The sequence below is a fragment of the Halodesulfurarchaeum formicicum genome, from assembly GCF_001886955.1.
Taxonomy (GTDB): Archaea; Halobacteriota; Halobacteria; order Halobacteriales; family Halobacteriaceae; genus Halodesulfurarchaeum; species Halodesulfurarchaeum formicicum.
This window is the reverse complement of the sequence record NZ_CP016804.1, coordinates 623,116-644,453: the sequence shown is the minus strand read 5'-3', so window position 1 is coordinate 644,453 and position 21,338 is coordinate 623,116. Positions and strand designations below refer to the sequence as shown.

The window sequence follows — 21,338 nt, the reverse complement described above, 5'->3', positions numbered from 1 at the left end:
CATGCCAGCGACTCGTGACCCGCAGTCGGACCGAACCGATCGAACAGCGATCGCACAGGGAGATGGGGAAGCCACCTCAGTGGCCGTCATCGCAGTCGGCAACCCGATAATGGGGGACGACGGGGTCGGTGCGCGGGTCCTCGAACGGCTCGAAGCCGGCCCGGAAGCCGACAGACCGGATCTCACGCTCGCCAACGCCGCGACGACCGCCTTTTTTGCACTCGAAGCCATGAGCGGTTGCGACCGGGCGATCGTTCTCGATGCGATCGCGACCGGGGCCGCGCCCGGAACCGTCCACCAGTACCGGTATGTGGACGGTGCCTTCGCCGGGGAGATCCCCGAGATGACCATGCACGATTTCTCCTTTGCCGAGGCACTCCAGGCGGGCCGGGAGGCGTATGATCTCCCCGGGGAGGTGCTCATCCTCGGCGTCGAACCGAAGCGCATCGAGATGTCGATGACGTTGAGCGAGCCAATCGAGCAGGCTGTCCCCGCACTGGTGGCTCGCGTCCGCGAGGAATTGCCCGACCGCCCGAACCATCCACCCCAGGCAGACAACGCATGACAAGTAGCTGGTACTGCACCGACTGTTCGACCCGAATCGATTCCGAAGCGATCGCCGAGCACGAACGGCAGGGCCATCACGTCCGAGGGGCCATCCGCCCGGATCGGCTCCTGGGGAACGACCCCTGGAACCTGCACGTCGAGGTAGAGGGCGAACTCGACGGGACCCAGCCCGTCGCCGACGAGGGAGGTGAAGGCTGATGTGTCTGGGCATCCCGGGCGAGATCCTGGAGATCGACGGCCAGGTCGCCCAGGCGGAATTCTGGAACGTCGAGAAGTCCGTTCGCCTCGACATCGTGGGCGAGGAGGTCACAGTCGGGGACTACGTGCTGAACCACGCCGGCTTCGCGATCAGAAAGATCCCCGACGACGAGGTGGCAGAGACGATGGCGCTCTACGAGTCGTTTTTGAGCGGCGACGAAGCCGACGCCCTCGAAGAGATCGGCGCGACAGACGCCACCCTCGAGTTCGGCGACCGACCAGCAGCGAGGGCGGAGGACAGGCCGGTCGCCTCGACCGACCGGGTTCCCCGCGGGCCCGGCGACGCCCGAACCGATCCCGAAGCGGATTCCGAGGACGATGTCTGAGACCGAGCCCCTCCAGTTCCGGGACCCGGCACAGGCAGAACAGTTGGCCGACCGACTGGAAACCCTGATGGCCGACATCGACGAGCCAGTCTCCCTGATGCACGTCTGTGGCTCCCACGAGCAGGCCATCGCCAAATTCGGGCTCCGAAGCATGTTGCCGGATGGGCTCTCCGTGCGAATGGGACCGGGCTGTCCCGTCTGTGTGACGAACATGCCGGAGGTCGACGAGGCCGTCGCGATCGCCGAACAGGGAGCGACCGTCGCGACCTACGGGGACATGTTTCGGGTGCCAGGAACCAAGAAGAGCCTCGCGGACGCCCGTGCGGACGGTGCGTCGGTGGAAGTCGTCTACTCGGCCAGCGAGGCGGTCGAACTGGCGGCGGCAAATCCCGAGGAAGAAATCGTTTTCTTCGCAACCGGGTTCGAGACGACGGCCGCCCCGACGGCAGCGATCCTCGACGCCGACCCACCCGCGAATTTCTCGGTGCTCTCGGCACACAAGTACGTCCCGCCGGCGATGGAGGTCGTCGCCGAGATGCCCGACGTGGACATCGACGGCTTTCTCGCCGCGGGCCACGCCGCGACGATCACCGGGTACGGGCTCTTCGAACCGTTCGTCGAGACCTACGAGTTGCCGATCGTGGTCGGCGGGTTCGAGCCCATCGACGTGCTGCTGGCGATCGAGCGGCTCCTGGAGTACGTCAGAGACGGAAAAGCCGGCCTGGAGAACGCCTACCCCCGCTGTGTCTCGAAAGCGGGCAACGAGCAGGCCCTGGAGACGATGTGGGACGTCTTCGAGACGGTTCCCGGGGAGTGGCGCGGGATCGCCGAAATCCCGGGCGCGAATCTCGTGCTTCGGGATCCCTACGCCGAGTACGACGCCAGACGCCGCTTCGACGTGGAACCGGTCGATGACGGACCCGACCCGCTGACCGAACAGTGCATCTGTGGGGACATCATGGCGGGGAAGGCAGATCCGGACGAGTGTGACCTCTTCGGTGAGGAGTGCACCCCGTCGAACCCGGTCGGAGCGTGCATGGTCAGCAGCGAGGGCACGTGCAAGATCTGGGACGAGTACGGCGGCCACCCAAACCTCTAACATGACACGAGATACCACCGAATCGGACCAGGAGTTCGTCACGCTCGCACACGGCGCCGGGGGCGGAGCGATGCGGTCGCTTCTGGATGAACTCGTCGTGCCCCAGTTCACCGGGAACGGGGCCGAAACGGGAAATGACACCCTCGTTGGACTCCCAGAACTCGACGACGGAGCCGTGCATCCGGCTGGGGAGGGAGCGCTCGTGATCACGACTGACAGCCACGTGGTTTCGCCCAGATTTTTCCCGGGAGGCGATATCGGCCGGCTCGCGGTGGCCGGAACAGTCAACGACCTGGCCGTGATGGGCGCAACCACCCCCACCGCGCTCACCTGCTCGCTCGTGATCGAAGAAGGAGTCCCCACCGCGGACGTCGAGCGCGTGATCGAGTCGATGGCCGAGACGGCCAGGCAAGCCGGCGTGCCGATCTCGACGGGAGACACGAAGGTCATGGGCAACGGCGAGATCGACGGCATTCTCATCAACACCGCCGGGGTCGCGTACGTCGACCGCGAGCAGCCAGTCCCCGACGCCGGCCTGGAACCTGGCGATTCGATCATCGTGAGCGGGTCGATGGGCGATCACGGAATCGCGCTGCTCGCTGAAAGAGAGGGATTTGACTTCACGGGTGCCCTGGAGAGTGACGTCGCCCCGGTCAACGACCTCGTAAATGTGGCCCTCGACGCCGGTCGAATCACGGCGATGAAGGACCCGACCCGCGGCGGGCTGGCGAACGCGCTGAACGAGATGGCCGGGAAAGCCGACGTGGGCATCGATCTTACGGAGGAGTCGATCCCCGTCTCCGGGCCGATCGCCTCGGCCGGGGAGGTCCTCGGAATCGACCCGCTCTCGGTCGCCAACGAGGGGAAAGTCGTCATGGGAGTGACCCCCGAGGATGCCGAGGACGTGCTGGCGGCGATTCACACTGTCCCGGGCGGCGAGGACGCCGCGATTATCGGGCAGGTGACCGACGACCACGCTGGCCGGGTCGTGGTAGACACCGGCTTCGGCCGGCGGTATCTCAGCGAACCCGAGGGGGAGCCACTCCCCCGGATCTGCTGATGCACGAGATCAGCATCGCCAACGGCATCCTGTCGAGGGCCGTCGACGCGGCGAACGAGCACGGGGCCGACCGGATCGACGCCCTGACGATCGAGATCGGGCGGGCCACCCACGTCAACCCCGAGCAGGTGGTCTTCTGCCTGGAAGCGATCGCCGATTCGACACCCGCGGCCGAGGCGACCATCCGCACCGAAACCATCCAGCCACGGGCCGAGTGTGACTGTGGCTGGGAGGGAACCCCTGAAAGCCTCGATCTCCCGGGCGGGTTCGCCCCGAATATCCGGTGTCCGGACTGCGGGCAGCGCGCCGACCTCGTGCGGGGACGGGAGTGTCGGCTCGCGAGCATCGAGGTCCCTGACGCATCACCCGAGGACAAACCGCCGGCCCGCCGGGCGGACGAAGTTCGCGGGTCCCCAAGTTAATGTTTCAGCACAATCCAACCCTGGTCGACCGAATGGCCGGACTGCACGACGACCACGGAGCCCGTGTCGGGCTCCCGGATCTACGAGAGCGCCTGCTGGGCCCGCTCCGAGCCCACCGGTTCGGGCACGGAGAATTCGAAGCGACCGGTGGCTCCGATGCGGAAGCCGACGTGCTGGCGGCCATCCGGGAGCGAGCGGGCGAGGTTCACGAACGGCTCGTCCACGAAAACGAGGTCTTTGCCGTCGAATTCGTCGGCAGCACGGGGGGCGGGAAGACCAAACTCATCGAGGAGTTGCTCGAACGGGCCCCGGCAGACGAACGTGTTGGGGCTGTCGTGGGCGACGTGGCGGGCGAGGACGACGCCACCCGGCTCCGGGAGTACGGCATCCCCGTCGAGAACATCAACACCGGCAAGGAGTGTCATCTCGACCCGGACGGGGTCGATTCGGCACTCTCGGCCTTTGATCTCGAAGCCCTGGACACACTCTACGTGGAGAACGTGGGGAACATGGTCTGTCCGGCGGATTTCCCCCTCGGGACGAGCCTCCGGGTGCTGGTCGTGAGTACGACCGAGGGCGGGGACGTCGTCGGCAAGCACCCACTGTTGGTGCAGGCGGCAGACGCCGCGGTCGTGAACAAGATCGACCTGGCCGAGGCCGTCGGAACGGACCTCGACCGGGTCCGGGGCGACATCCACGAGGTCGCCCCCGAAATCCCAGTGTTCGAGACGAACGCCAAGGCTGGAACGGGAGTCGATGACCTCGCGGCGTTCCTGATGGCCAGGCGGGAGAATTACACCGGGCACACCCACCAGTAGTCGATGACCGACACTCGAACTCGGGCCCAAATTCAGGTCACGGGCGTCGTCCAGGGGGTCGGCTTCCGGCCGTTCGTGGTCCGTCGCGCCGGAGCCCACGACCTTGCCGGCACGGTCCGAAACACGGGGGACGCGGGCGTCGAAATCGTCCTCGACGGGCACGACGAGTCAGTCGAGGCATTCCTCACCGACCTTCATGACTCGCCTCCTCCGCTGGCCCGTGTCGAGTCCGTTTCGGTCGACCGGCACCCAGCCGCCGCTGCCCCACCCCTTGAACAGCCCGATCAGTTCCGGATCCTCGACTCCGTGGAGAGCGAGGGCGGAACGGGAACGATCCCACCGGATACGGGAATCTGTGAGCAGTGTCTGTCGGACATCCGGGATCCCGAGTCACGCTACCACGGTTACTGGGCCACGTCCTGTGTCGACTGTGGCCCGCGATACACCGTCATCCGGGAGCTCCCCTACGATCGGCCACGGACTGCGATGGACGCCTTTCCGATGTGCGAGGACTGTGCGTCGGAATACGAGCGCCCGACGGACCGACGATTTCACGCCCAGACGATCGCCTGCCCCACATGTGGGCCCACACTCAAGCTCGCCGTCCCGACAGATGAGGGCCGCCGAATCGAACAGACCGAATCGGCGGCGATCCGTGCCACGCGAGAACGACTCGCTGCGGGTGACATCGTGGCGATCAAGGGGATCGGGGGCACCCATCTCGCCTGCTCGGCGACCGAGCAAGCCGTGGTCGACCGGCTGCGAACCCTGACTGGGCGGCCGGCGAAGCCGTTTGCAATCATGGCACGGTCGATCGACCAGGCCCGGGAGCTGGCCACGGTCTCCGAGACCGAAGCGTCGCTTCTCGAAGCCGTGCGCCGGCCGATCGTGGTTCTCGACCGGGCGGACGATGGGGCACTCGATGCCGTCGCCCCCGGGCTTCACACGGTCGGGGTGATGCTCCCCTACGCCGGGCTCCATCACCGCCTGTTCGATGAGGAATCCGTGGAGGGCCCACTGGTGATGACGAGTGCCAACCGCCCCGGCGAGCCCATGTGTATCACCGTCGATTCGATCTTCGCGGAGCTTTCGTCGGTCATCGACGCCGCCCTGGTCCACGACCGGGAGATCGTCGCCCGATGTGACGACAGCGTCGTTCGGGAAGTCGACGGCTCCCGGACCTTCCTCCGCCGATCACGCGGCTGGGTTCCACAGCCACTTCCACGCCGGGAGCGCGGGCCGCCAGGGCTGGCGGTCGGGGCCGAGTTCGACAACACCGTGGCCGTACTCAGAGACGACGAGGTGATACCCTCCCAGCATCTCGGTGACCTCGCGGGCCCCGCGAGTGAAGCGTTTCTGGAGGAGACCGTCGAGCACCTCACCAACCTCCTGGGCGTTGAGCCGACCTTCGTGGCCTGTGACATGCACCCGGACTTCCTGAGCAGCCAGTTCGCCAGGGAGTACGCAGCGTCCAGGCCTGGCGTCGAAAACGCCGACGGCGGGGCCCAGCCGATTCCCGTGCAGCATCATCACGCGCATGCGGCCGCGCTGCTGGCCGAACACGATCGCGAGCAAGGGATCGTGATCGTCGCTGACGGGACCGGCTACGGCCCTGACGACACGATCTGGGGTGGCGAGGTGCTCGACTCCACCCGGGTGGACTTCACACGGGTCGGCGGCCTGAGCCAGTTTCGACTCCCCGGTGGGGAAGCCGCGATCGAGTACCCCTCGCGGATCCTCGCGAGTTTGCTCGATGAGCCCGAGCGAATCGATACGCTCCTGACGGCACAGACACCGCTCGATACGACCCGTGTCGCTGGGGTCAGGGAGAGTCTCGCAGCCGGCGTCAACGCCCCGATCACGACGAGTGCTGGCCGATTCCTCGATGCGATCAGTGCCCTGCTGGGAGTCTGTCCGCAGCGCCAGTACGAGGGACAGCCGGCGATCGAACTCGAAGCCGTCGCCGCGGGGGCCACGCCCCGGGAGCTCACACTTCCGCTCCGACAGGACTCGGGATACACAACCCTCGATGTCCAGGAACTCGCCCAGCAACTTTCCGTCCTCGCTGATTCGGAACCACCCCCAGTCGTGGCCGCAACGGCACAGGACGCCCTCGCCCGAGGATTGGCCCGGATCGCGGTGGCAGCGGCTGCAAGACTGGATCGGGAGGTGATCGGCTTCTCCGGCGGGGTGGCGTCCAACGAGGCCATCACTCGACGGATACGGCGGACCGTCGAAGCTGCCGGGTTTCAGTTTCTCGCCCACCAGAACGTTCCACCGGGCGATGGAGGGCTCTCGTACGGCCAGGGGATCGTCGCGACGGCGAGGCTACCGGATACACCGGGTGGTGACCGATGAATCGACGTGCATTTCTCGGCGGACTGGGAACGCTGGGGGCGGTCGGCCTCGCCGGCTGTACGGGGTCGCTCCCAGGGCCCTCGGCGCTGGCGATCGATGCCAGCCGAGAGATACTCGACGGCGCCGGGCGGTCGGTTCCGCTTCCCGAAACAGTCGAGCGCGTGATCGCCATTGGCCCAGGTGCGCTCAGGCAGATAGCCTATTTCGAAGCGATCGACCGGGTCGTCGGCGTCGAGCGCGGGGAACAGGCAGACTTTCGAACCCTTCCGTATAACGCCGCCAACCCCGAACTGCAAGATCTGCCGATCATCGGCCCTTCCGGGCCGGACGCTGCCGGCGATGCCGAATCGATTCTGGCAGTCGAGCCGGATGTCGTCTTTCTCTCCGCGATCGGGGGGACCGGGGCTGCCGACCGGATTCAGGCACAGACCGGCGTCCCGACGGTGGTCCTGGACCTCCCGATCCCGCTGGATTCCGGCGGTCGAGAGAGACTCTATGACACCTGGCGGCTCGTCGGCGAGGTGTTACACGAGCCAACTCGGGCCGAATCGATCATCGAGACGGTATCCGACCACGTCGCGGCGATCCACGAGCAGGCTCCAGAACGCCCGTCCACGACCGCCTATGCTGGCGGAGTGAGTTACAAGGGGGCACAGGGGCTGACGACCACCCGGGTTCCCTATCCACCCTTTCAGTTCAGCGGGGCGAAAAACGTCGCCGAGTCCGTGAGCACCGACCGCGGGTCGGTCGACATCGATCCGGAACGGCTCCTCCAATGGGACCCAGACGCGATCTTCCTGAGTGCGCAGAACACCGGATTGATTCGGGACGATCTCTCCCGGCACCCCGCGCTTCGATCGCTGTCGGCACTCACAAGTGGCCACACCTTCGCCGTCCCGCCGGTCTCTCACTACCACGAGAACGTCGGGACGATGCTCGTAAACGCCTACTACGTCGGTGCAACGCTCTTTCCCGACAGGTTCGGTGCGGTCGATCTCCAGTCGATCGCCGCGTCGGTGTACGGATCGCTCCTGGGTGAGAACCCGTTTCCGGAGATCCGACAGCAGCTGTCGGCCTACGAGCGAATCGACCTGACCCAACGCGGAACAGACACCCAATCATGAGCAATGCCACCGAAGCGATCGAGGCGTACACGACCCAGCAGTCCCGGCGGAAACTCGTGCTCCTGGGCGGGGTCGTCGTACTGCTGGCGGTCTCGGTTCACGCGATGCTCTCGGGGTCGATCGACCTCTCGGCCAGCGCCGTCATCGGGTCGCTTTCGGGGTCTGGCTCGCCTTTCGCCCAGCGGGTCGTGTGGCAAATCAGGTTGCCCCGGGTCCTGGGCGGAGCGATTGCGGGTGCCGGACTCGCCTACGTCGGAACGGCCATGCAGTCAGTGCTTCGCAATCCGCTCGGGGCCCCGTACACCCTGGGCATTTCGCAAGCGGCGGCGTTCGGGGCGGCCCTCTCGATCGCCGTTCGTGGGGTCGAATCGGCAGCCGGGTCGATCTTCGGGCCGTACCTGACGACCGCGACGGCCTTCGCGCTGGCCCTGGGCTCCACGAGTGTGATCCTCCTCCTGATCCGGTTCAAAAACGCCTCCCCGGAAACGCTCATCCTGACGGGGGTCGCCCTCGGCGCGGTGTTCAACGCGGGGCTCACGGTGATCCAGTATCTCGCCTCGGACACGGAAGTGGCGGCGATCGTGTACTGGACGTTCGGCGATCTGGGCCGACTCACCTGGCCGACGGTGGCCATTATGGCCGTCGGCGTGCTCACAAGTGCAGGCTACTTCTCGCTCCGTGGCTGGCAGTACACGGTTCTCGACGCGGGTGACGAAACCGCCGCCAGTCTGGGCGTCGACGTGCCTCGACTGCGAACGGTGGGGATGCTCGTCGGCGCCTTCGGGACCGCCGTGGTCATCTCCTTTGTCGGCATCATCGGCTTCATCGGCCTGGTCGCACCACACATCGCCCGAAAGGTGGTCGGAACGGACGAACGCATTCTGCTGCCGGCCAGTGGACTCGTCGGGGCGATCCTGCTGGTGGGCGCGGATACGGCTGCCAGGGCCGCCTTCGATCCATTATCACTGCCGGTTGGGGTCCTGACGGCGTTTCTGGGCGCGCCGCTTTTCGTCTACCTGGTCATCGCAGGGAGGGAACACTGGTGACACTCGAAATCGAGGACCTCGCGGTGGCGTACGACGACACACCGGTACTGGATGGTGTCTCGCTTTCCGTGAGTTCGGGTTCGATCCACGCGTTGCTCGGACCGAACGGCGTCGGAAAGTCGACGCTGTTGCGAGCCGCGACGGGGCTGCTCGAACCGGATCGTGGCCAGGTGCTGGTCGAGGGCACATCGATCAGCGATCTCTCGGGCCCGGAACGCGCCGAAACGATCGCGTACGTCCCACAGTCGGAATCCCCGACCTTCGCCACCTCCGTCTTCCAGGCGGTTTTGCTTGGTCGGACGCCACACACCAGCTGGCGACCCAGCCATGAGGACCGGGACCGGGTCGGGGCGGTGCTGTCCCAACTCGGGCTGGCCGACTACGCGACTCGCCCCACGGACACGCTCAGCCAGGGCCAGCGCCGGAAGGTTGCCATCGCCCGGCTGCTGGTTCAAGAGCCGGCGATGATGGTCCTCGACGAGCCGACTGCCAGCCTGGATCTGCGCCACCGCCTCGACGTCCTGGAGATCCTCGAGAACCAGACCCGCGACCGGAGCGTTGGCACGCTCCTCGCCATGCACGACATCGAGCTGGCTGCCCGTTTCGCCGATACCGTGTCTATCCTGGCCGACGGCCAGGTCTTCGACAGTGGGACTCCCGAATCCGTCCTCACCGCCGCGACCATCGAATCGGTGTATGGCGTCTCGGCGACGGTCGACCGACACGACGGCCGGCTCCACGTCGACGCGCAGGGTTCGCGCCGAGTCTCATAACAGGCGGTTCTGAAATACCAAGGTTTAATATTTTGAGTCCGATTATTCATAATCACGAATGGCACACATCCACCTCCCGGAGGGAGCACTGCCCCTCTGGGCCGTCGCACTCTGGTCGGTCCTCGCAGCGGCGGTACTGGCGTATGCGGTGTACGGGCTGCGCAGGGACGGCCTGGAGGCGAGACACGTGGCGCTCGGCGGGATGGTGGCCGCCGCGAGTTTCGCCGTCTTCCAGGTCAACATCCCGGTTCTCGGCGGCGTCCACCTCTCGTTGACGGCCCTCGTCGGGATTCTGGTCGGGCCGTCACTGGGTGCGATCGTCGCGTTCGTCGTCAACGTCCTCTCGGCGCTTCTGGGACACGGGGCCTGGGGCTTTCTCGGGGCCAACACACTCGTCGGCGCGACCGAAGCCGCTGGCGGGTACTACGTCTTTGCGGCCCTGCGGGGCCAAAATTGGGATCACTTCCCGGCGGCCGCGCTGGCGACCATCGCCGGCCTCGGGGCCGGTTCGCTCCTCATGGGCGCGATCCCGATCGTGAGTGGCATCCGCGGCGTCGCAATCACCGGCGGCGACCTCGCGGTGTACATGGCCGCGCTGGTGGCGGTCAACCTCGGCGTCGCCGTGATCGAAGGCCTGCTCACGGGCTCTGTCGTCCGCTACATTGCATCCATCCGACCCGACCTGCTCGGGGAGACAGCACAGGTGAGCCAGGAATGAACCGAACGAGCCAGTATCTGGTTCTCATCGGCGCGATCGCCATCGCCGCCGTCCTCGGGTACGTCGGCTTCGTCTACACGGGTGGGGCTGTTCCCTGGGGCGAGCGCTTCAGCGCCGTCATGCAGGGCGGGACCGCCGCGGAGAGCGGTTCGCTGATCCAGATCGGCCGCGGTGGAATCGGTGGGTTCCTTCTCGCCGGGCCGTTGCGGGACAACGTCTTGCCGTTTGCCCTCCTGGTCCTGCTCCTGGGTGGGGCGAGTGTCGGCCTGTACTGGTGGATCGAATCGAGTGACTGACCAACGATTTCCCCATGAGTGAACTCACGAGCCACGTTCCTGACCCCCGCTTGCTCACCACCTACGCGGAGCAGGGCACCGGCCCCCTCCATCGGATCAACGCCTGGACGAAAATGGCCGTGCTGGCCCTCGCCGTGGTGGCAGTCACCATCGCCGAAGGGCTACTCACGGTCACGGCCATCTTCGTGGTGGTCCTGGCCGCCTATGCAGCGGCCGGGCTCCCCGTCAGACGGCTCGTCGCGTGGTATACACTGCCGTTCGTCTTCGTGACCGTAATCGCCGGCCCGCTGGCCTTTGGTATCCCGGGCGAACCCATCGTGGCCGTTTCCCATCCGTTCGGAGAACTCTCGATCACCTGGGAGGGGGCAACAACGTATTTCACCCTCCTGGGACGGGGGCTCACGGTCGTCACCTACTCGCTTGCGGTCTGGATGACGACCCGGTATGCGGATATGGTCCACGTCCTCGGCCGGTCGCTCCCTACGCCCATCGACCAGGTCGCGCTGTTCGCCTACCGGTTCACCTTCGTCATTCTCGAAGTGATCGAGGCCCTCCTGAAGGCGACCCGGGCCCGTGGCGGATCGCTCAGTGAGAACTTCTGGGCGAACCGGACCCTCTACGGCCGGATCTTCGGCCACACGTTCATCCGCGCGCTCGAACGCTCGGAGACGCTGCTCAAATCGATGCAGGCCCGGGGCTATCACGGCGATCTGACGGTGTACAGCCAGGTCGAGCGACCGCCGGCCCGCGAACTCGTGGTCGTGGCGGTGCTCACCGCTGCAATCGGGTGGTACGCGCTGACGATTCGATACGGAGTGATCGCATGAGCGAGACAGAGTTCCACGACCAGGACGAGAATCGGGCCGCCGAACAGATCGACTGTGTCCACGAGGACCCCTTCGACTTCGACGAGGAGCCCCTCGTATCCCTGCACTGTCTCTCACACACCTATCCTGACGGGACCCGGAGCGTCCACGACGTGAGTTTCGCCGTCAGGGCCGAGGAAACGGTGGGTCTCATCGGTGGGAACGGAGCCGGGAAGTCAACGCTGATGGAGCACCTGAACGGCCTCCTCGACGTTCAGGAGGGGCAACTCCGAATTCAGGGTGAACAGATCACCGAGGACAACGTGGAACTGGCCCGGCAGGAAGTCGGGTTCGTCTTCCAGGACGCGGATTCTCAGATCGTCGCTCCCACCGTCATCGACGACGTGATGTTCGGCCCGCTGAACTACGGGGCCCCGAAGGATGAGGCACGAGAGCGGGCCGAGCGGGCACTCGACCGACTCGACGCATTGCATCTCTCCGATCGAGTCCCACACCACCTCAGCGGTGGGGAGAAGCGCCTGGTCGCCATCGCCGGCGTCCTGGCGATGGACCCGAGCGTGATCGTCATGGACGAGCCACTCGCCGGGCTGGACCCGGCCCGCGAGCAGCGTGTTCGCTCGGTGATCGAGACCCTGCAGGCAGAGGGCATCGGCCTGGTCATCGCGTCCCACGACGTGGACTTCGCGGGCAGCGTCGCCGACCGGATCGTGGTCATGGACGACGGGGACATCGTCGGGTCCGGCACGCCCGATGCCGTCTTCTACGACGACACGCTGCTGGAGCGGGCAAACCTTCGCCCGCCAACAGCGGTCCGGGTCGCACGGCGACTCGGGGTCGAAGCCGATCGACCGGTGACCGAGGACGCACTCGTCGATCTGCTGTCCTGAAACGAAACGAGCCGGAGACGGCTGCCGAGAAACCAACCCGCAACCGTCTAGCACACCTTTGTCCGCTGATGAGCTACCACAACAAGATCGCCCTCGATGCGCCGTTCGACTCGGTTGTCGCGGAGCTTGAGGAAACGCTCGGCGAGGAAGGCTTCGGCGTCCTCGCGGACATCGATATCCAGCACATCTTCGCAGAGAAACTCGACGTACAGCGGGACGAATACCGAATTTTCGGCGCGTGCAACCCGCCACTGGCCAATCAGGGCATCGAAGCGGAGATCGATCTGGGGACCCTCCTCCCCTGTAACGTCGTGGTCTACGCCGAGGACGGCGACGTGATCGTCAGTGCCGTGGACCCGACGGAGTTGATCGATCTCACGGGGAACCCGGAACTCGACGAGATCGCGACGGAAATCGGCGAGCGGCTCGATCGCGTGCTGGGAGAACTCGAATCGGAGTTCCCCGCGGGCAGCGCGACATAAACAAAACGAGCGAGCAACGATCAGTGACCGATCGCCCAGGGGTAGCCATCATCGTCGACGTGGTAGGTCGGCGTGTCCGTCGATTCCTCCCCCTGCCCGGAGTCGCGATCGACCGCCGCGATCACGTCGTCGATCCTGAGGATGAGGGTGGCCGCCTCCGTCGCGTTCGAGAGCAGGCGGCGTTTCAGGGCGAGCGGTTCGACGAGCCCCCGGTCGAGGACGTCCACGACGCCTGCGTCCGCATCGAATCCAACGGTGGGCCCGCGATCGGTCTGGGCCGCACGAAGTGTGGTGAGCGTGTCGATAGGATCGACACCCGCGTTTCGAGCCAGGGTCTTTGGCAACGCTTCCAGGGCGTCAGCGAAGGACTCGGCGGCGAGTTGCTCGGGGCCGTCGATGCCTGTCGCCCTCGATCGGACGGCCTCGGCGACCCACAGCTCCGCCGCCCCGCCACCGGGAACGACCTCGCCCTCCGTGACGGCGGTCTTGATGACGGTGAGGCTGTCGTCGAAGATCCGCTTGAGTTCGTCGAGCACGTGGGCTGTCCCAGCCCGCAGGACGAGGGTGTGGGCCTCACCCGTATCTGACCTGATGGTGATGAACTCCTCGCCACCAGAAACGCTCAGATCCACGGTGGTCGTCTGCCCCAGGACGGACGCATCGACGTCCGCCGGTTTCACGACCCGTGTCGCCCCGGTCAGGGCTTCGAGGGCGTCGAATTCGTCCTGGCGAGTTCGCTCGACGACGAGAATGCCCCGTCGGCCCAGTTGGGCGGTGATTCGATCGGCCGCCTGCTTCTGACAGAAGACGATATCGACCCCGGCCGCCTCGAACTGGCGAACGATGTGCTCGATCGTCTGGGTCTCGTGGCGTTCGATCTCGTCCAGTTGGGCGGCGGTCTCGACAGTGGCGTTGGTGACTTGTCCCCCGGTTCGGACGTTGAGTTCGCCGTCGAGGAGGGCGATCGTGCTGCCGTCCCAGTCCGTACTCCTGGGTTCGAAAGAGGCGACGTCCGTCGAGGACTGATCGAGGTTGATCGCCACGCCATCGATCAGTTCCGAGTCGGTGACGGCCCCGCCCTGCACCTTCTGAAGCGCGACTCGATCCAGGTCGATCCGGTCGCCGATTCTCGCAGCCATGGCGGTCTCGACCGAGAGGTCGGCGAGAAACGCGATCCGGTCCGCATCCCAGCGGCCGGTCATCGTGGTTGCAGCGAGGTTCGAGAGTAGTTCCCGGTCGGTTGCGTCGATCGCCGTTCCCAGGTCCGTGACCGTCTCAAGCGCGTGATCGAGGGCGATTCGATACCCCTGGATCACCGTTCGCGGATGGAGGCCGTCCTCGAGCAGGCCTTCGGCTTCGCCGAGGAGGTCCCCGGCGAAGAGCACCGTCGAGGAAGTGCCGTCACCCTGGCCCGACTCCTGACTTTCCGCCGTCGAAACCAAAAGCGAGGCGGCCGGGTGTGTGACATCGAGTCGATGCAGAATGCTCGACCCGTCGTTCGTGACGATCACTGTCCCGTCGGTAATTAACATCTTGTCCCGGCCCCGGGGCCCGAGTGTGCTCCGGACCGTCTCCGCGATCGCCTGGGCCGCGGTAATGTTGGCCTCGAGGGCAGTTTCACCGCTCGCCTGCTGGGTCGAACGCGAAATGGACTGGATCGGTGTCTGGGATCGGTGACCACGCATCGTTCCACGAGTTGGGTTGCCAACCATATTACGTTACCGTGTGACACAACCCGTGGCACCTACAGCATCCCGCCCAACCCGGTCACCAAAAGCCAGGCGGCCCCGATGGCCGCGACCGCGCCGAGGAAGTTACCGAGGGCGTATCCGGTGGCGACAAATCGGTCGCCAGCCTCCCAGAGCTGCACCGTATCGACCGAGAACGACGAGAAGGTCGTAAACGAGCCACAGAGACCAACCCCGAAAAGCAGCATCGTCGAGTCCGTGACCCCCGCGAACGTGAGCAGACCGAGCAGGAAACTCCCCAGGATATTCACCGTGAGCGTGCCCAGCGGAAATTCCTCACGCTCGACCCAGGTGCTGACGACGTGCCGGAGCGACGCCCCGATCATGCCACCGAACCCGACGAGGTAGGGCTCCGCAGTGCCGCCCAGTTCCTGAAGCAGTTGGTCGATCATTTCGATCCCTCCATCGAGTGTGCAAGGTGCCGCCCCACCAACACGCCCGTGAAGCCGAGCAGGTAGCTGGCGAAGAGATTCGCAAGCCCGAGCACTGGCGCAGCCTGCACCGTCTCCATGGCAAACGTGCTGTAGGTCGTAAACGAGGAGAGGACGCCGGTGCTGAGCACCATCCTGGACGAGGCCGAGAGCAGATCCGTCTTGAGTGCCTCGTAGGCGAGGAATCCAAGCACTGCACTCCCGAGCGCGTTGACCACCAGTGTCCCCCCGAGACCGGGCGAGAACTGCCCGATCAAAAATCGCAGATTCGAGCCGAGAAAGCCGCCTACCGCGATGAGGGCGAACGTCTCGGCGTGTTCGAGGGGATGGGTGGAACCCATTGGATCGGCCTCCGGGTGGAACGGGCTTAAGCGTGATTCACCGGCAGGTGATCCCTGATTCCGCCGCATCAAGGTCGAGAACGCAGCTTTCCGGTCGAAAGTGATAACATCGCAACTAGAACTAAGTATCACGACGGCCTATCAAAACCCGGGGAGACCCGCCAAACCGAGGGGATCATACATGCCAGTAATCGAAGAACTGGGGATCGGGTTGTACTACGTCGGGGCCGTGTTGATCGTCAACGGGCTGTGGTTGTTGGGGTATGGGGAGGATAGGGACGTTGCAATCCTGAATCTGCTCACCGGCGTCATCACGTTCCTGATCGCGGCCTACTGGGCTTTCGTCCCGGGAACCGAAGGGACAGCGTTCAACGCCGCTGGAACCCTGCTGTTCTCGTTCACCTATCTCTGGGTGTTCGCGAACGCGATCAGGGAAAAAGAGGACCAGCGGGGCTTTGGCTGGTACTGTCTTTTCGTTGCCGCCATTGCCGTACCGACGGGGCTCATCGTCTTCCAGAGCGGTGATCTGGGACTGGCCTTGCTCTGGTGGATTTGGGCCGTGCTCTGGTTTTCCTTCTGGCTCCTGCTGGGTATCGAACGGAGCGAATACAACGACCTCGTCGGGTGGTACACCCTGGCAGTCGGCATCGTCTCCGGGGCCGCGGGGTTCGTCATGGCCGCTGGCTGGTGGCCCGTTATCTGACCCAGAACCGCCATTGGAGGCTCAAATCCGCCGACTACCGCAATTTATTGAAAGTATTACATAATAGTTATTTGTTGAGGATTCAAGGTTATAGGTAGGGGAAGGGAGAACACCCCGCAAACCATGCCAGAAGTACAATTCGAGGTCGATACGGACAAACCGGCAGACGAACAACCAGGGGCGAATCCGTTCAATCGATGGCATCCCGATATCCCGGCCGTCATCGAAGCCGAGCCAGGCGAGCGGATGCGTCTCGAAGCACTGGACTGGACGGGGGGCCAGATCAAGGACGACGAAAACGCAAACGACGTTCGTGACGTGGACCTGAACCAGGTACACTACCTGGCAGGCCCCGTCGAAGTGAAGGGGGCCGAACCGGGGGACCTTCTGAAAGTCGAGTTCCACGACATGGGCCCGCTGAACGACCGCTGGGAGTACGGGTTCACGGGGACTTTCTCCCAGAAAAACGGTGGCGGCTTCCTGACCGATCACTTCCCGGAGGCCGCAAAGTCAATCTGGGACATCGACGGCTATACCGTCTCCTCCCGGCATATCCCGGACATCAGCTATCAGGGGAAGATCCATCCGGGACTGGCCGGGACCGCTCCCAGCATGGAACTGCTCGAAGAGTGGAACAAGCGGGAACAGGAACTCATCGACAAACACGAGGCGGACCCAGAATCCATCCACAATCACCCGACCGGCGAGCCAGACCCACCGGTTGCGAACCCGCCGACCAAAGACGGCGCGTTGATGGGCGAGATGGATCCGGACGAAGCAGACGCGGCCGCAGAAGTGGCCGCCCGCACCGTTCCGCCGCGGGAGCACGGCGGGAACCACGACATCAAGGACCTCTCGCTTGGCTCCACGATCTACTTCCCGGTGTACGTCGAGGGAGCGAAGTTCGGCATCGGCGACTTCCACGCCTCGCAAGGTGACGGGGAGATTACCTTCTGTGGCGCCATCGAGATGGCCGCGTACATCGACGTCGAGTTCGACCTCGTGAAGAACGGGATGGAGAAGTTCGGGGTCGATCACCCGATCTTCGAGCCGGGCAACCGGGGGCCGAACTTCGACGATTATGTCACCTTCAACGGCTACTCCGTCACGGAGGACGGCGAGCAGCACTACATCGACCCGCACGTGGCCTACCGGCGCTCCGCCCTCGACGCCATCGAGTACCTGAAGAAGTTCGGGTACACGGGCGAGCAGGCCCTCCACATCCTGGGCACGGTGCCGATCGAAGGGCACCTCAGCGGCGTCGTGGACGTCCCCAACGCCTGTACCACCCTGGCGCTCCCGAAGGGCGTCTTCGAGTTCGACATCTCCCCGGAGGCACTTGGCGAGCCGGAAGACCGGGGTCAGATCCCGATCACGGACGACCCGCTCCAATAATCTTCTCGCCTCCTACGTTTTCTTCAACTCGGTCGAGAGATTTGGATCCTCACGCACCGCCGTCGCGAGCGTTTCGAGCACGGGGGCCAGCCGATCACGGTTCGATGAACTCACATCCAGGTCGTCGTACCTGGTCGCCCCGACGAGTGCGAGTCGAATGACGTCGTTGGTCTCCAGTACAGGGGTTTCAGCCGACTCGTTCAACTGATCCCGGATTTCCGCGAGGAGGTCTCGCGTGTCTTTGGACATCGTCAGGGACACCTGGACGGTCCGTGGGACATCCTCGTGAAGAGTGGCCACAGTGTCGCCGATCTCCGAGTTGTCTGTTGCCATATACCATTCATCGTGGGCCGGCTCCTAAATTTGTGGGGCGAAACCCAGTCCCGATCACCAAGTCGCGGGACGAAATTTGATATGTCTGCCTGACATACACTCACATATGCGGAAAATACTCGTCCCGGTCGACGGTTCGGAGCAGGCAGACGCTGCCCTGGCGTATGCGATCGAGCGGTTCTCCGACGCGGAGATAACCGCGTTGCACGTAGTCGATCTCCCACAGGGGTACTTCGCAGCCACGGCAGGGGACCCCGAGGAGATTCCATCGGTCGAGCACCACAAGGAGGAGGCCAGAGAGCTACTGGAAGCGGTCGAAGCCGAGGCCGAGCAGTTCGGCGGAGGCGTCGAAACGGACATCGCAACCGGCGATCCGGCGGACGAGATCCTCGAGTACGCCTCCGCACACGACTTCGACGAAATCGTGATCGGAAGTCGTGGGATCTCCGGCGTCGGCCGAATCGTGTTCGGGAGCGTCGCCGAGAAGGTCGTCAGACGGGCGGAGATTCCGGTCGTCGTGGTTCACTGAGGCCACCGACCGAGGATTTTTGGCCCCCGGTAGCCAATCCAGGTCGAATGGCCGGTCAGGAGCCACTGGATCGCTGCGAGGACGAGGCCGAGGGACTGGGCCACAGCCACGAACCGACGAGCAGTCGGAAGTTAGCCATCGTTGCCGGGATCAATCTGCTCGGCTTTCTGGGGGAGTTTGCTGGCGGACTTCTCTTCGGGTCGGTCGCGCTGTTGAGCGACGCCGTTCACATGCTGTTCGACGCACTGGCTTACGTGATGGCCTTTGCGGCCGCCTACGTCGCCGCGAACTACGACGGGTCGGCTCGCTTCTCGTATGGTCTGCACCGCCTCGAACCGCTGGCTGCGTTCCTGAACGGGCTGTTTCTCATTCCGATGGTCGGCTTCATCCTCTGGGAGTCCTACCAGCGATATCTCGCCCCGATCGAGATCGGAACCGGTCCCACACTCCTGATCGCGGTTGGCGGGTTGCTGATCAACCTAGGTAGCGTCTACGTCCTCCATGGCGGCGAGATGAGTCTCAACGAGCGGGGTGCGTTCTATCACCTGCTCGGGGATGCCGGCGGCTCGGTCGCAGTCATCGTCTCCGTGACGGTCGTCGAACTGACGGGCCTGGTCGTCATCGACCCGATCACGGCCGTGCTGATCGCCGGCGTCGTCCTCTGGTCGGCTGGGAAAGTCCTTCGTGGAAGTGCGGCGATCTTCGTGCTCAAGACGCCGTTCGATCCGGAGACCGTCCGCGAGGAGATCGATTCGCTTGAGGGAGTTATCCAGGTCGAGGATCTACACGCCTCACAGATCTGCAGTCGGCTCACCGTCGCGAGCGCCCACGTCCGGACGACTGTCGAGACCATGACCGAGGCCGATCAGCTCACGACCGAGATCCACCAGATCCTCCGGGCTCATGGGGCCAATCACGTCACCGTCGAATTACACCCTCGTGACGGAGACGAGCGGACGTACTCGCTCGATCACAGCCACTGAGAAAGGTTCTCTCAGAGCACTCCCCAGAGGAGGCCGGCCCCCGTCGCGGCGACAGCCACGAGGCTGATGTAGAGGGCGGTGCGTTTCGCGCCGATCGTCTTCCAGATCACGAGCATGTTCGGTAGCGAGAGCGAGGGGCCGGCGAGCAGCAGCGCCAGTGCCGGCCCGTCGGCCATGAGTCCCTGGGTGTACCCAAAGAGCGAGCCAACGATAGGCACCTCAAGCAGGGTCGGCATGTAGAGGATCGCCCCGATAACCGAGCCGAGCCCGGCCGAGAGCACGGTGGTCTCGCCGAAGATACCCTGGGTCAACAGCCCCGGGGCAACCTTGTGGGCGACGAACGTCTGCTCGCCGGCCTGGATCGTTTCGAGCGGATTCATCCCCTGGGCGATAGCGGCGATCGCCCCGATGATCCCAATGACGAACGTACCGGCGAGCAGGAGCGGGAAGATCGATCGGGTGAAAAACCACGTCTCCTGGAGCCACGTCTCGATCTCGCCGCGCTCGAACTTCGCCCACAACAGATAACCCAGAAGCGCGAAGAAGGGCGCGAGAAGTGGCGCCTTGACCGCCCAGCTAAGCAACCCGGTGGCGGCGATCAGCAGGATGGCGACCTGACTGCCGAAGAAGCCGGCTGTCACCCAGGTCGGTCGCTGCGTCGGCACCTGGCCGCCGTCAGTCGCCACCGGTTGGGACGACTGCTGGTCCGCCGCGTCCCCGAAGACGAAGGCCATGACCAGGCCGATGAACGCGGCCATCGAGACGGCGAAAAACGCCCGGGCCCCGCCCAGCGGCAGGCCGAGAACACGGGCCGTGAACACGACCGCGAGCACGTTGATCGCGGGGCCCGAGAACAGGAAGGCCGTCGCGGGGCCGATTCCTGCACCCTTCTTGTAGAGGCCGGCGAACATCGGGAGGATCGTACAGCTACAGACCGCGAGGGCCACCCCCGAGACGGAGGCGATCGAGTAGGCCTGAAGCTTCGGGGCGTCGCCACTGAGGTACTTCGTCACGAAGTGATCCGAGAGGACCGCCGAGATGCCACCGGCGATGAAGAAAGCCGGCACCAGACACGTGATGACGTGCAGTGTCAGGTACGACAACGTCTCGTCGAAGCCGGCCTGGAGTATCTGGGCGAACAGTTCTACGGGAGGCACTGTCCCACCACCATTTCAATTTAATCTAAAACGCTATGCGGCATATAGCTACTGGTTTCAAAAATTGCTGAAATGGATGGGTAAAGCGGTGGCCCACGCCGCGAAAGCGAGCAGGATCACTCCGACGGCGATCCAAGGAGTCGCTGGTGTTCGACCTTCATGCACCGATCCTGCACGACACGCGTGCCCGCCTGTTCAGCGCGTTCGGCGGCTGTATCGTCGCGGATTCCCAGTTGGGTCCAGATTACTTCCACGTCCGACCGTTCCAGGGCCGCATCGACGATGCCACTCACCTCCTCGCTGGGACGAAACACGTCCACGATGTCGATCTCCTGATCGACGGCCGAGAGCGAGTCGTGGCTCTCGCGACCGAATATTTCGTCGGCAAAGGGATTGACCGGGATCACGTCGTATCCGTGTTCGATGAGGTACTTCGGGACGTCGTGAGCGGCCTTGGCCGGGCTGGTCGAGCAGCCGACGACGGCAATCGTATCGAGGTCGAGGATTTCACGGAGCGCGTCGTCAGTTTCGACTGGCATGGCTGACGTATCGGGCGCGTGCTGAAAAAAGGGACACATGCCAGTGACACCCGAATTGGTCGATCCCCAGCTCAGATCGGTTCTGGCACCAGCGTTCTCGGTCGGTCGAAACAATCCA

At 64.7% G+C, this 21,338-nt stretch carries 26 protein-coding genes; 20 read left to right on the top strand and 6 right to left on the bottom strand.

The genetic code is table 11. The features are described 5' to 3' along the window. Position 1 precedes the first annotated feature (1 nt). From HSR6_RS03365 to HSR6_RS03290, 16 genes are all read left to right on the top strand, one after another. Positions 2 to 565: a hydrogenase maturation protease gene (locus HSR6_RS03365; RefSeq protein ID WP_070364588.1), complete on the top strand. Its 564-nt coding sequence runs from the start codon at positions 2 to 4 to the stop codon at positions 563 to 565. Beyond that, positions 562 to 765: a hypothetical protein gene (locus tag HSR6_RS03360; RefSeq protein WP_070364587.1), complete on the top strand. Its 204-nt coding sequence runs from the start codon at positions 562 to 564 to the stop codon at positions 763 to 765. Before HSR6_RS03365 ends, HSR6_RS03360 begins: the two co-directional genes overlap by 4 nt. Then, entirely contained in the window at positions 765 to 1,151 is a 387-nt protein-coding gene (locus HSR6_RS10780) for a HypC/HybG/HupF family hydrogenase formation chaperone (RefSeq protein WP_083258812.1), read from the top strand. Before HSR6_RS03360 ends, HSR6_RS10780 begins: the two co-directional genes overlap by 1 nt. Beyond that, complete coding sequence (gene hypD, locus HSR6_RS03350) at positions 1,144 to 2,250, top strand: hydrogenase formation protein HypD (RefSeq protein WP_071932807.1); 1,107 nt, start codon at positions 1,144 to 1,146, stop codon at positions 2,248 to 2,250. Before HSR6_RS10780 ends, hypD begins: the two co-directional genes overlap by 8 nt. Position 2,251: 1 nt before the next feature. Next, the gene (gene hypE / locus HSR6_RS03345) at positions 2,252 to 3,310 is read left to right on the top strand and encodes a hydrogenase expression/formation protein HypE (RefSeq protein ID WP_070364585.1); all 1,059 of its coding nucleotides are present in this window, start codon (positions 2,252 to 2,254) and stop codon (positions 3,308 to 3,310) included. After that, entirely contained in the window at positions 3,310 to 3,732 is a 423-nt protein-coding gene (locus tag HSR6_RS03340) for a hydrogenase maturation nickel metallochaperone HypA/HybF (RefSeq protein WP_071932806.1), read from the top strand. The genes hypE and HSR6_RS03340 overlap by 1 nt, the downstream gene beginning before the upstream one ends. A gap of 32 nt (positions 3,733 to 3,764) precedes the next feature. Then, the gene (gene hypB, locus HSR6_RS03335; protein WP_083426090.1) at positions 3,765 to 4,550 is read left to right on the top strand and encodes a hydrogenase nickel incorporation protein HypB; all 786 of its coding nucleotides are present in this window, start codon (positions 3,765 to 3,767) and stop codon (positions 4,548 to 4,550) included. 3 nt (positions 4,551 to 4,553) lie between these two features. Then, complete coding sequence (gene hypF / locus HSR6_RS03330; protein WP_071932805.1) at positions 4,554 to 6,908, top strand: carbamoyltransferase HypF; 2,355 nt, start codon at positions 4,554 to 4,556, stop codon at positions 6,906 to 6,908. Next, complete coding sequence (locus HSR6_RS03325; protein WP_070364582.1) at positions 6,905 to 8,032, top strand: ABC transporter substrate-binding protein; 1,128 nt, start codon at positions 6,905 to 6,907, stop codon at positions 8,030 to 8,032. Before hypF ends, HSR6_RS03325 begins: the two co-directional genes overlap by 4 nt. Then, positions 8,029 to 9,078 (top strand): FecCD family ABC transporter permease, encoded by a 1,050-nt coding sequence (locus tag HSR6_RS03320; protein WP_070364581.1) that lies wholly within the window; start codon positions 8,029 to 8,031, stop codon positions 9,076 to 9,078. The genes HSR6_RS03325 and HSR6_RS03320 overlap by 4 nt, the downstream gene beginning before the upstream one ends. Next, on the top strand, positions 9,075 to 9,851 hold the full coding sequence (locus HSR6_RS03315) for an ABC transporter ATP-binding protein (RefSeq protein WP_070364580.1): 777 nt from the start codon (positions 9,075 to 9,077) through the stop codon (positions 9,849 to 9,851). The genes HSR6_RS03320 and HSR6_RS03315 overlap by 4 nt, the downstream gene beginning before the upstream one ends. A 58-nt stretch (positions 9,852 to 9,909) precedes the next feature. Beyond that, entirely contained in the window at positions 9,910 to 10,569 is a 660-nt protein-coding gene (locus tag HSR6_RS03310; RefSeq protein ID WP_070364579.1) for an energy-coupling factor ABC transporter permease, read from the top strand. Continuing rightward, positions 10,566 to 10,865 carry a hypothetical protein gene (locus HSR6_RS03305; RefSeq protein WP_070364578.1) on the top strand — a complete coding sequence of 100 codons (300 nt, stop codon included), beginning with the start codon at positions 10,566 to 10,568 and terminating at the stop codon, positions 10,863 to 10,865. Before HSR6_RS03310 ends, HSR6_RS03305 begins: the two co-directional genes overlap by 4 nt. A 14-nt stretch (positions 10,866 to 10,879) precedes the next feature. Further along, positions 10,880 to 11,692, top strand: a complete 813-nt coding sequence (gene cbiQ, locus HSR6_RS03300; RefSeq protein ID WP_071932804.1) for a cobalt ECF transporter T component CbiQ — start codon at positions 10,880 to 10,882, stop codon at positions 11,690 to 11,692. After that, positions 11,689 to 12,579: an energy-coupling factor ABC transporter ATP-binding protein gene (locus tag HSR6_RS03295; protein ID WP_083258809.1), complete on the top strand. Its 891-nt coding sequence runs from the start codon at positions 11,689 to 11,691 to the stop codon at positions 12,577 to 12,579. The genes cbiQ and HSR6_RS03295 overlap by 4 nt, the downstream gene beginning before the upstream one ends. A gap of 68 nt (positions 12,580 to 12,647) precedes the next feature. Next, entirely contained in the window at positions 12,648 to 13,061 is a 414-nt protein-coding gene (locus tag HSR6_RS03290; protein ID WP_070364576.1) for a DUF302 domain-containing protein, read from the top strand. A 20-nt stretch (positions 13,062 to 13,081) separates the two neighbouring features. Here the strand turns inward: HSR6_RS03290 and thsB are convergent, their stop codons facing one another. The 3 genes from thsB to HSR6_RS03275 are packed head-to-tail and all read right to left on the bottom strand — an operon-like array spanning position 13,082 to position 15,581. Further along, a complete protein-coding gene (gene thsB / locus HSR6_RS03285; protein ID WP_157754358.1) occupies positions 13,082 to 14,746 on the bottom strand; it encodes a thermosome subunit beta in 1,665 nt (554 codons plus the stop codon). A gap of 59 nt (positions 14,747 to 14,805) precedes the next feature. Further along, positions 14,806 to 15,201, bottom strand: a complete 396-nt coding sequence (crcB, locus tag HSR6_RS03280; protein WP_070364575.1) for a fluoride efflux transporter CrcB — start codon at positions 15,199 to 15,201, stop codon at positions 14,806 to 14,808. After that, positions 15,198 to 15,581, bottom strand: a complete 384-nt coding sequence (locus HSR6_RS03275) for a fluoride efflux transporter FluC (protein WP_070364574.1) — start codon at positions 15,579 to 15,581, stop codon at positions 15,198 to 15,200. The genes crcB and HSR6_RS03275 overlap by 4 nt, the downstream gene beginning before the upstream one ends. A gap of 181 nt (positions 15,582 to 15,762) precedes the next feature. On the opposite strand from HSR6_RS03275, the gene HSR6_RS03270 reads away from it, so the two are divergent. After that, positions 15,763 to 16,284 (top strand): AmiS/UreI family transporter, encoded by a 522-nt coding sequence (locus HSR6_RS03270; RefSeq protein WP_070364573.1) that lies wholly within the window; start codon positions 15,763 to 15,765, stop codon positions 16,282 to 16,284. Between the two features lie 123 nt (positions 16,285 to 16,407). Further along, positions 16,408 to 17,679 (top strand): formamidase, encoded by a 1,272-nt coding sequence (fmdA, locus tag HSR6_RS03265; RefSeq protein WP_070364572.1) that lies wholly within the window; start codon positions 16,408 to 16,410, stop codon positions 17,677 to 17,679. Between the two features lie 12 nt (positions 17,680 to 17,691). Here the strand turns inward: fmdA and HSR6_RS03260 are convergent, their stop codons facing one another. Next, positions 17,692 to 18,012, bottom strand: coding sequence for a hypothetical protein (locus HSR6_RS03260; protein WP_071932803.1), 321 nt, complete (start codon positions 18,010 to 18,012; stop codon positions 17,692 to 17,694). A 106-nt stretch (positions 18,013 to 18,118) separates the two neighbouring features. On the opposite strand from HSR6_RS03260, the gene HSR6_RS03255 reads away from it, so the two are divergent. Further along, entirely contained in the window at positions 18,119 to 18,541 is a 423-nt protein-coding gene (locus HSR6_RS03255; protein WP_070364570.1) for a universal stress protein, read from the top strand. A 47-nt stretch (positions 18,542 to 18,588) separates the two neighbouring features. Next, positions 18,589 to 19,524, top strand: coding sequence for a cation diffusion facilitator family transporter (locus tag HSR6_RS03250; RefSeq protein WP_070364569.1), 936 nt, complete (start codon positions 18,589 to 18,591; stop codon positions 19,522 to 19,524). A gap of 11 nt (positions 19,525 to 19,535) precedes the next feature. On the opposite strand, the gene HSR6_RS03245 is transcribed toward HSR6_RS03250, so the two are convergent. Further along, positions 19,536 to 20,681, bottom strand: a complete 1,146-nt coding sequence (locus HSR6_RS03245; protein WP_071932802.1) for a permease — start codon at positions 20,679 to 20,681, stop codon at positions 19,536 to 19,538. Positions 20,682 to 20,797: 116 nt separating this feature from the next. Continuing rightward, the gene (locus tag HSR6_RS03240; RefSeq protein WP_070364567.1) at positions 20,798 to 21,220 is read right to left on the bottom strand and encodes a CoA-binding protein; all 423 of its coding nucleotides are present in this window, start codon (positions 21,218 to 21,220) and stop codon (positions 20,798 to 20,800) included. Positions 21,221 to 21,338: the final 118 nt, after the last annotated feature.

Coding starts and splice junctions, on each gene's coding strand:
- HSR6_RS03305 (WP_070364578.1), top strand. CDS start 10,566: ATGAACCGAACGAGCCAGTATCTGGTTCTCATCGGCGCGATCGCCATC.
- HSR6_RS03250 (WP_070364569.1), top strand. CDS start 18,589: ATGGCCGGTCAGGAGCCACTGGATCGCTGCGAGGACGAGGCCGAGGGA.
- HSR6_RS03295 (WP_083258809.1), top strand. CDS start 11,689: ATGAGCGAGACAGAGTTCCACGACCAGGACGAGAATCGGGCCGCCGAA.
- cbiQ (WP_071932804.1), top strand. CDS start 10,880: ATGAGTGAACTCACGAGCCACGTTCCTGACCCCCGCTTGCTCACCACC.
- HSR6_RS03310 (WP_070364579.1), top strand. CDS start 9,910: ATGGCACACATCCACCTCCCGGAGGGAGCACTGCCCCTCTGGGCCGTC.
- HSR6_RS03290 (WP_070364576.1), top strand. CDS start 12,648: ATGAGCTACCACAACAAGATCGCCCTCGATGCGCCGTTCGACTCGGTT.
- HSR6_RS03270 (WP_070364573.1), top strand. CDS start 15,763: ATGCCAGTAATCGAAGAACTGGGGATCGGGTTGTACTACGTCGGGGCC.
- hypD (WP_071932807.1), top strand. CDS start 1,144: ATGTCTGAGACCGAGCCCCTCCAGTTCCGGGACCCGGCACAGGCAGAA.
- fmdA (WP_070364572.1), top strand. CDS start 16,408: ATGCCAGAAGTACAATTCGAGGTCGATACGGACAAACCGGCAGACGAA.
- HSR6_RS03325 (WP_070364582.1), top strand. CDS start 6,905: ATGAATCGACGTGCATTTCTCGGCGGACTGGGAACGCTGGGGGCGGTC.
- crcB (WP_070364575.1), bottom strand. CDS start 15,201: ATGATCGACCAACTGCTTCAGGAACTGGGCGGCACTGCGGAGCCCTAC.
- HSR6_RS03340 (WP_071932806.1), top strand. CDS start 3,310: ATGCACGAGATCAGCATCGCCAACGGCATCCTGTCGAGGGCCGTCGAC.
- hypB (WP_083426090.1), top strand. CDS start 3,765: ATGGCCGGACTGCACGACGACCACGGAGCCCGTGTCGGGCTCCCGGAT.
- HSR6_RS03260 (WP_071932803.1), bottom strand. CDS start 18,012: ATGGCAACAGACAACTCGGAGATCGGCGACACTGTGGCCACTCTTCAC.
- thsB (WP_157754358.1), bottom strand. CDS start 14,746: ATGCGTGGTCACCGATCCCAGACACCGATCCAGTCCATTTCGCGTTCG.
- HSR6_RS03275 (WP_070364574.1), bottom strand. CDS start 15,581: ATGGGTTCCACCCATCCCCTCGAACACGCCGAGACGTTCGCCCTCATC.
- hypF (WP_071932805.1), top strand. CDS start 4,554: ATGACCGACACTCGAACTCGGGCCCAAATTCAGGTCACGGGCGTCGTC.
- HSR6_RS10780 (WP_083258812.1), top strand. CDS start 765: ATGTGTCTGGGCATCCCGGGCGAGATCCTGGAGATCGACGGCCAGGTC.
- HSR6_RS03240 (WP_070364567.1), bottom strand. CDS start 21,220: ATGCCAGTCGAAACTGACGACGCGCTCCGTGAAATCCTCGACCTCGAT.
- HSR6_RS03365 (WP_070364588.1), top strand. CDS start 2: ATGCCAGCGACTCGTGACCCGCAGTCGGACCGAACCGATCGAACAGCG.
- HSR6_RS03320 (WP_070364581.1), top strand. CDS start 8,029: ATGAGCAATGCCACCGAAGCGATCGAGGCGTACACGACCCAGCAGTCC.
- HSR6_RS03255 (WP_070364570.1), top strand. CDS start 18,119: ATGCGGAAAATACTCGTCCCGGTCGACGGTTCGGAGCAGGCAGACGCT.
- hypE (WP_070364585.1), top strand. CDS start 2,252: ATGACACGAGATACCACCGAATCGGACCAGGAGTTCGTCACGCTCGCA.
- HSR6_RS03360 (WP_070364587.1), top strand. CDS start 562: ATGACAAGTAGCTGGTACTGCACCGACTGTTCGACCCGAATCGATTCC.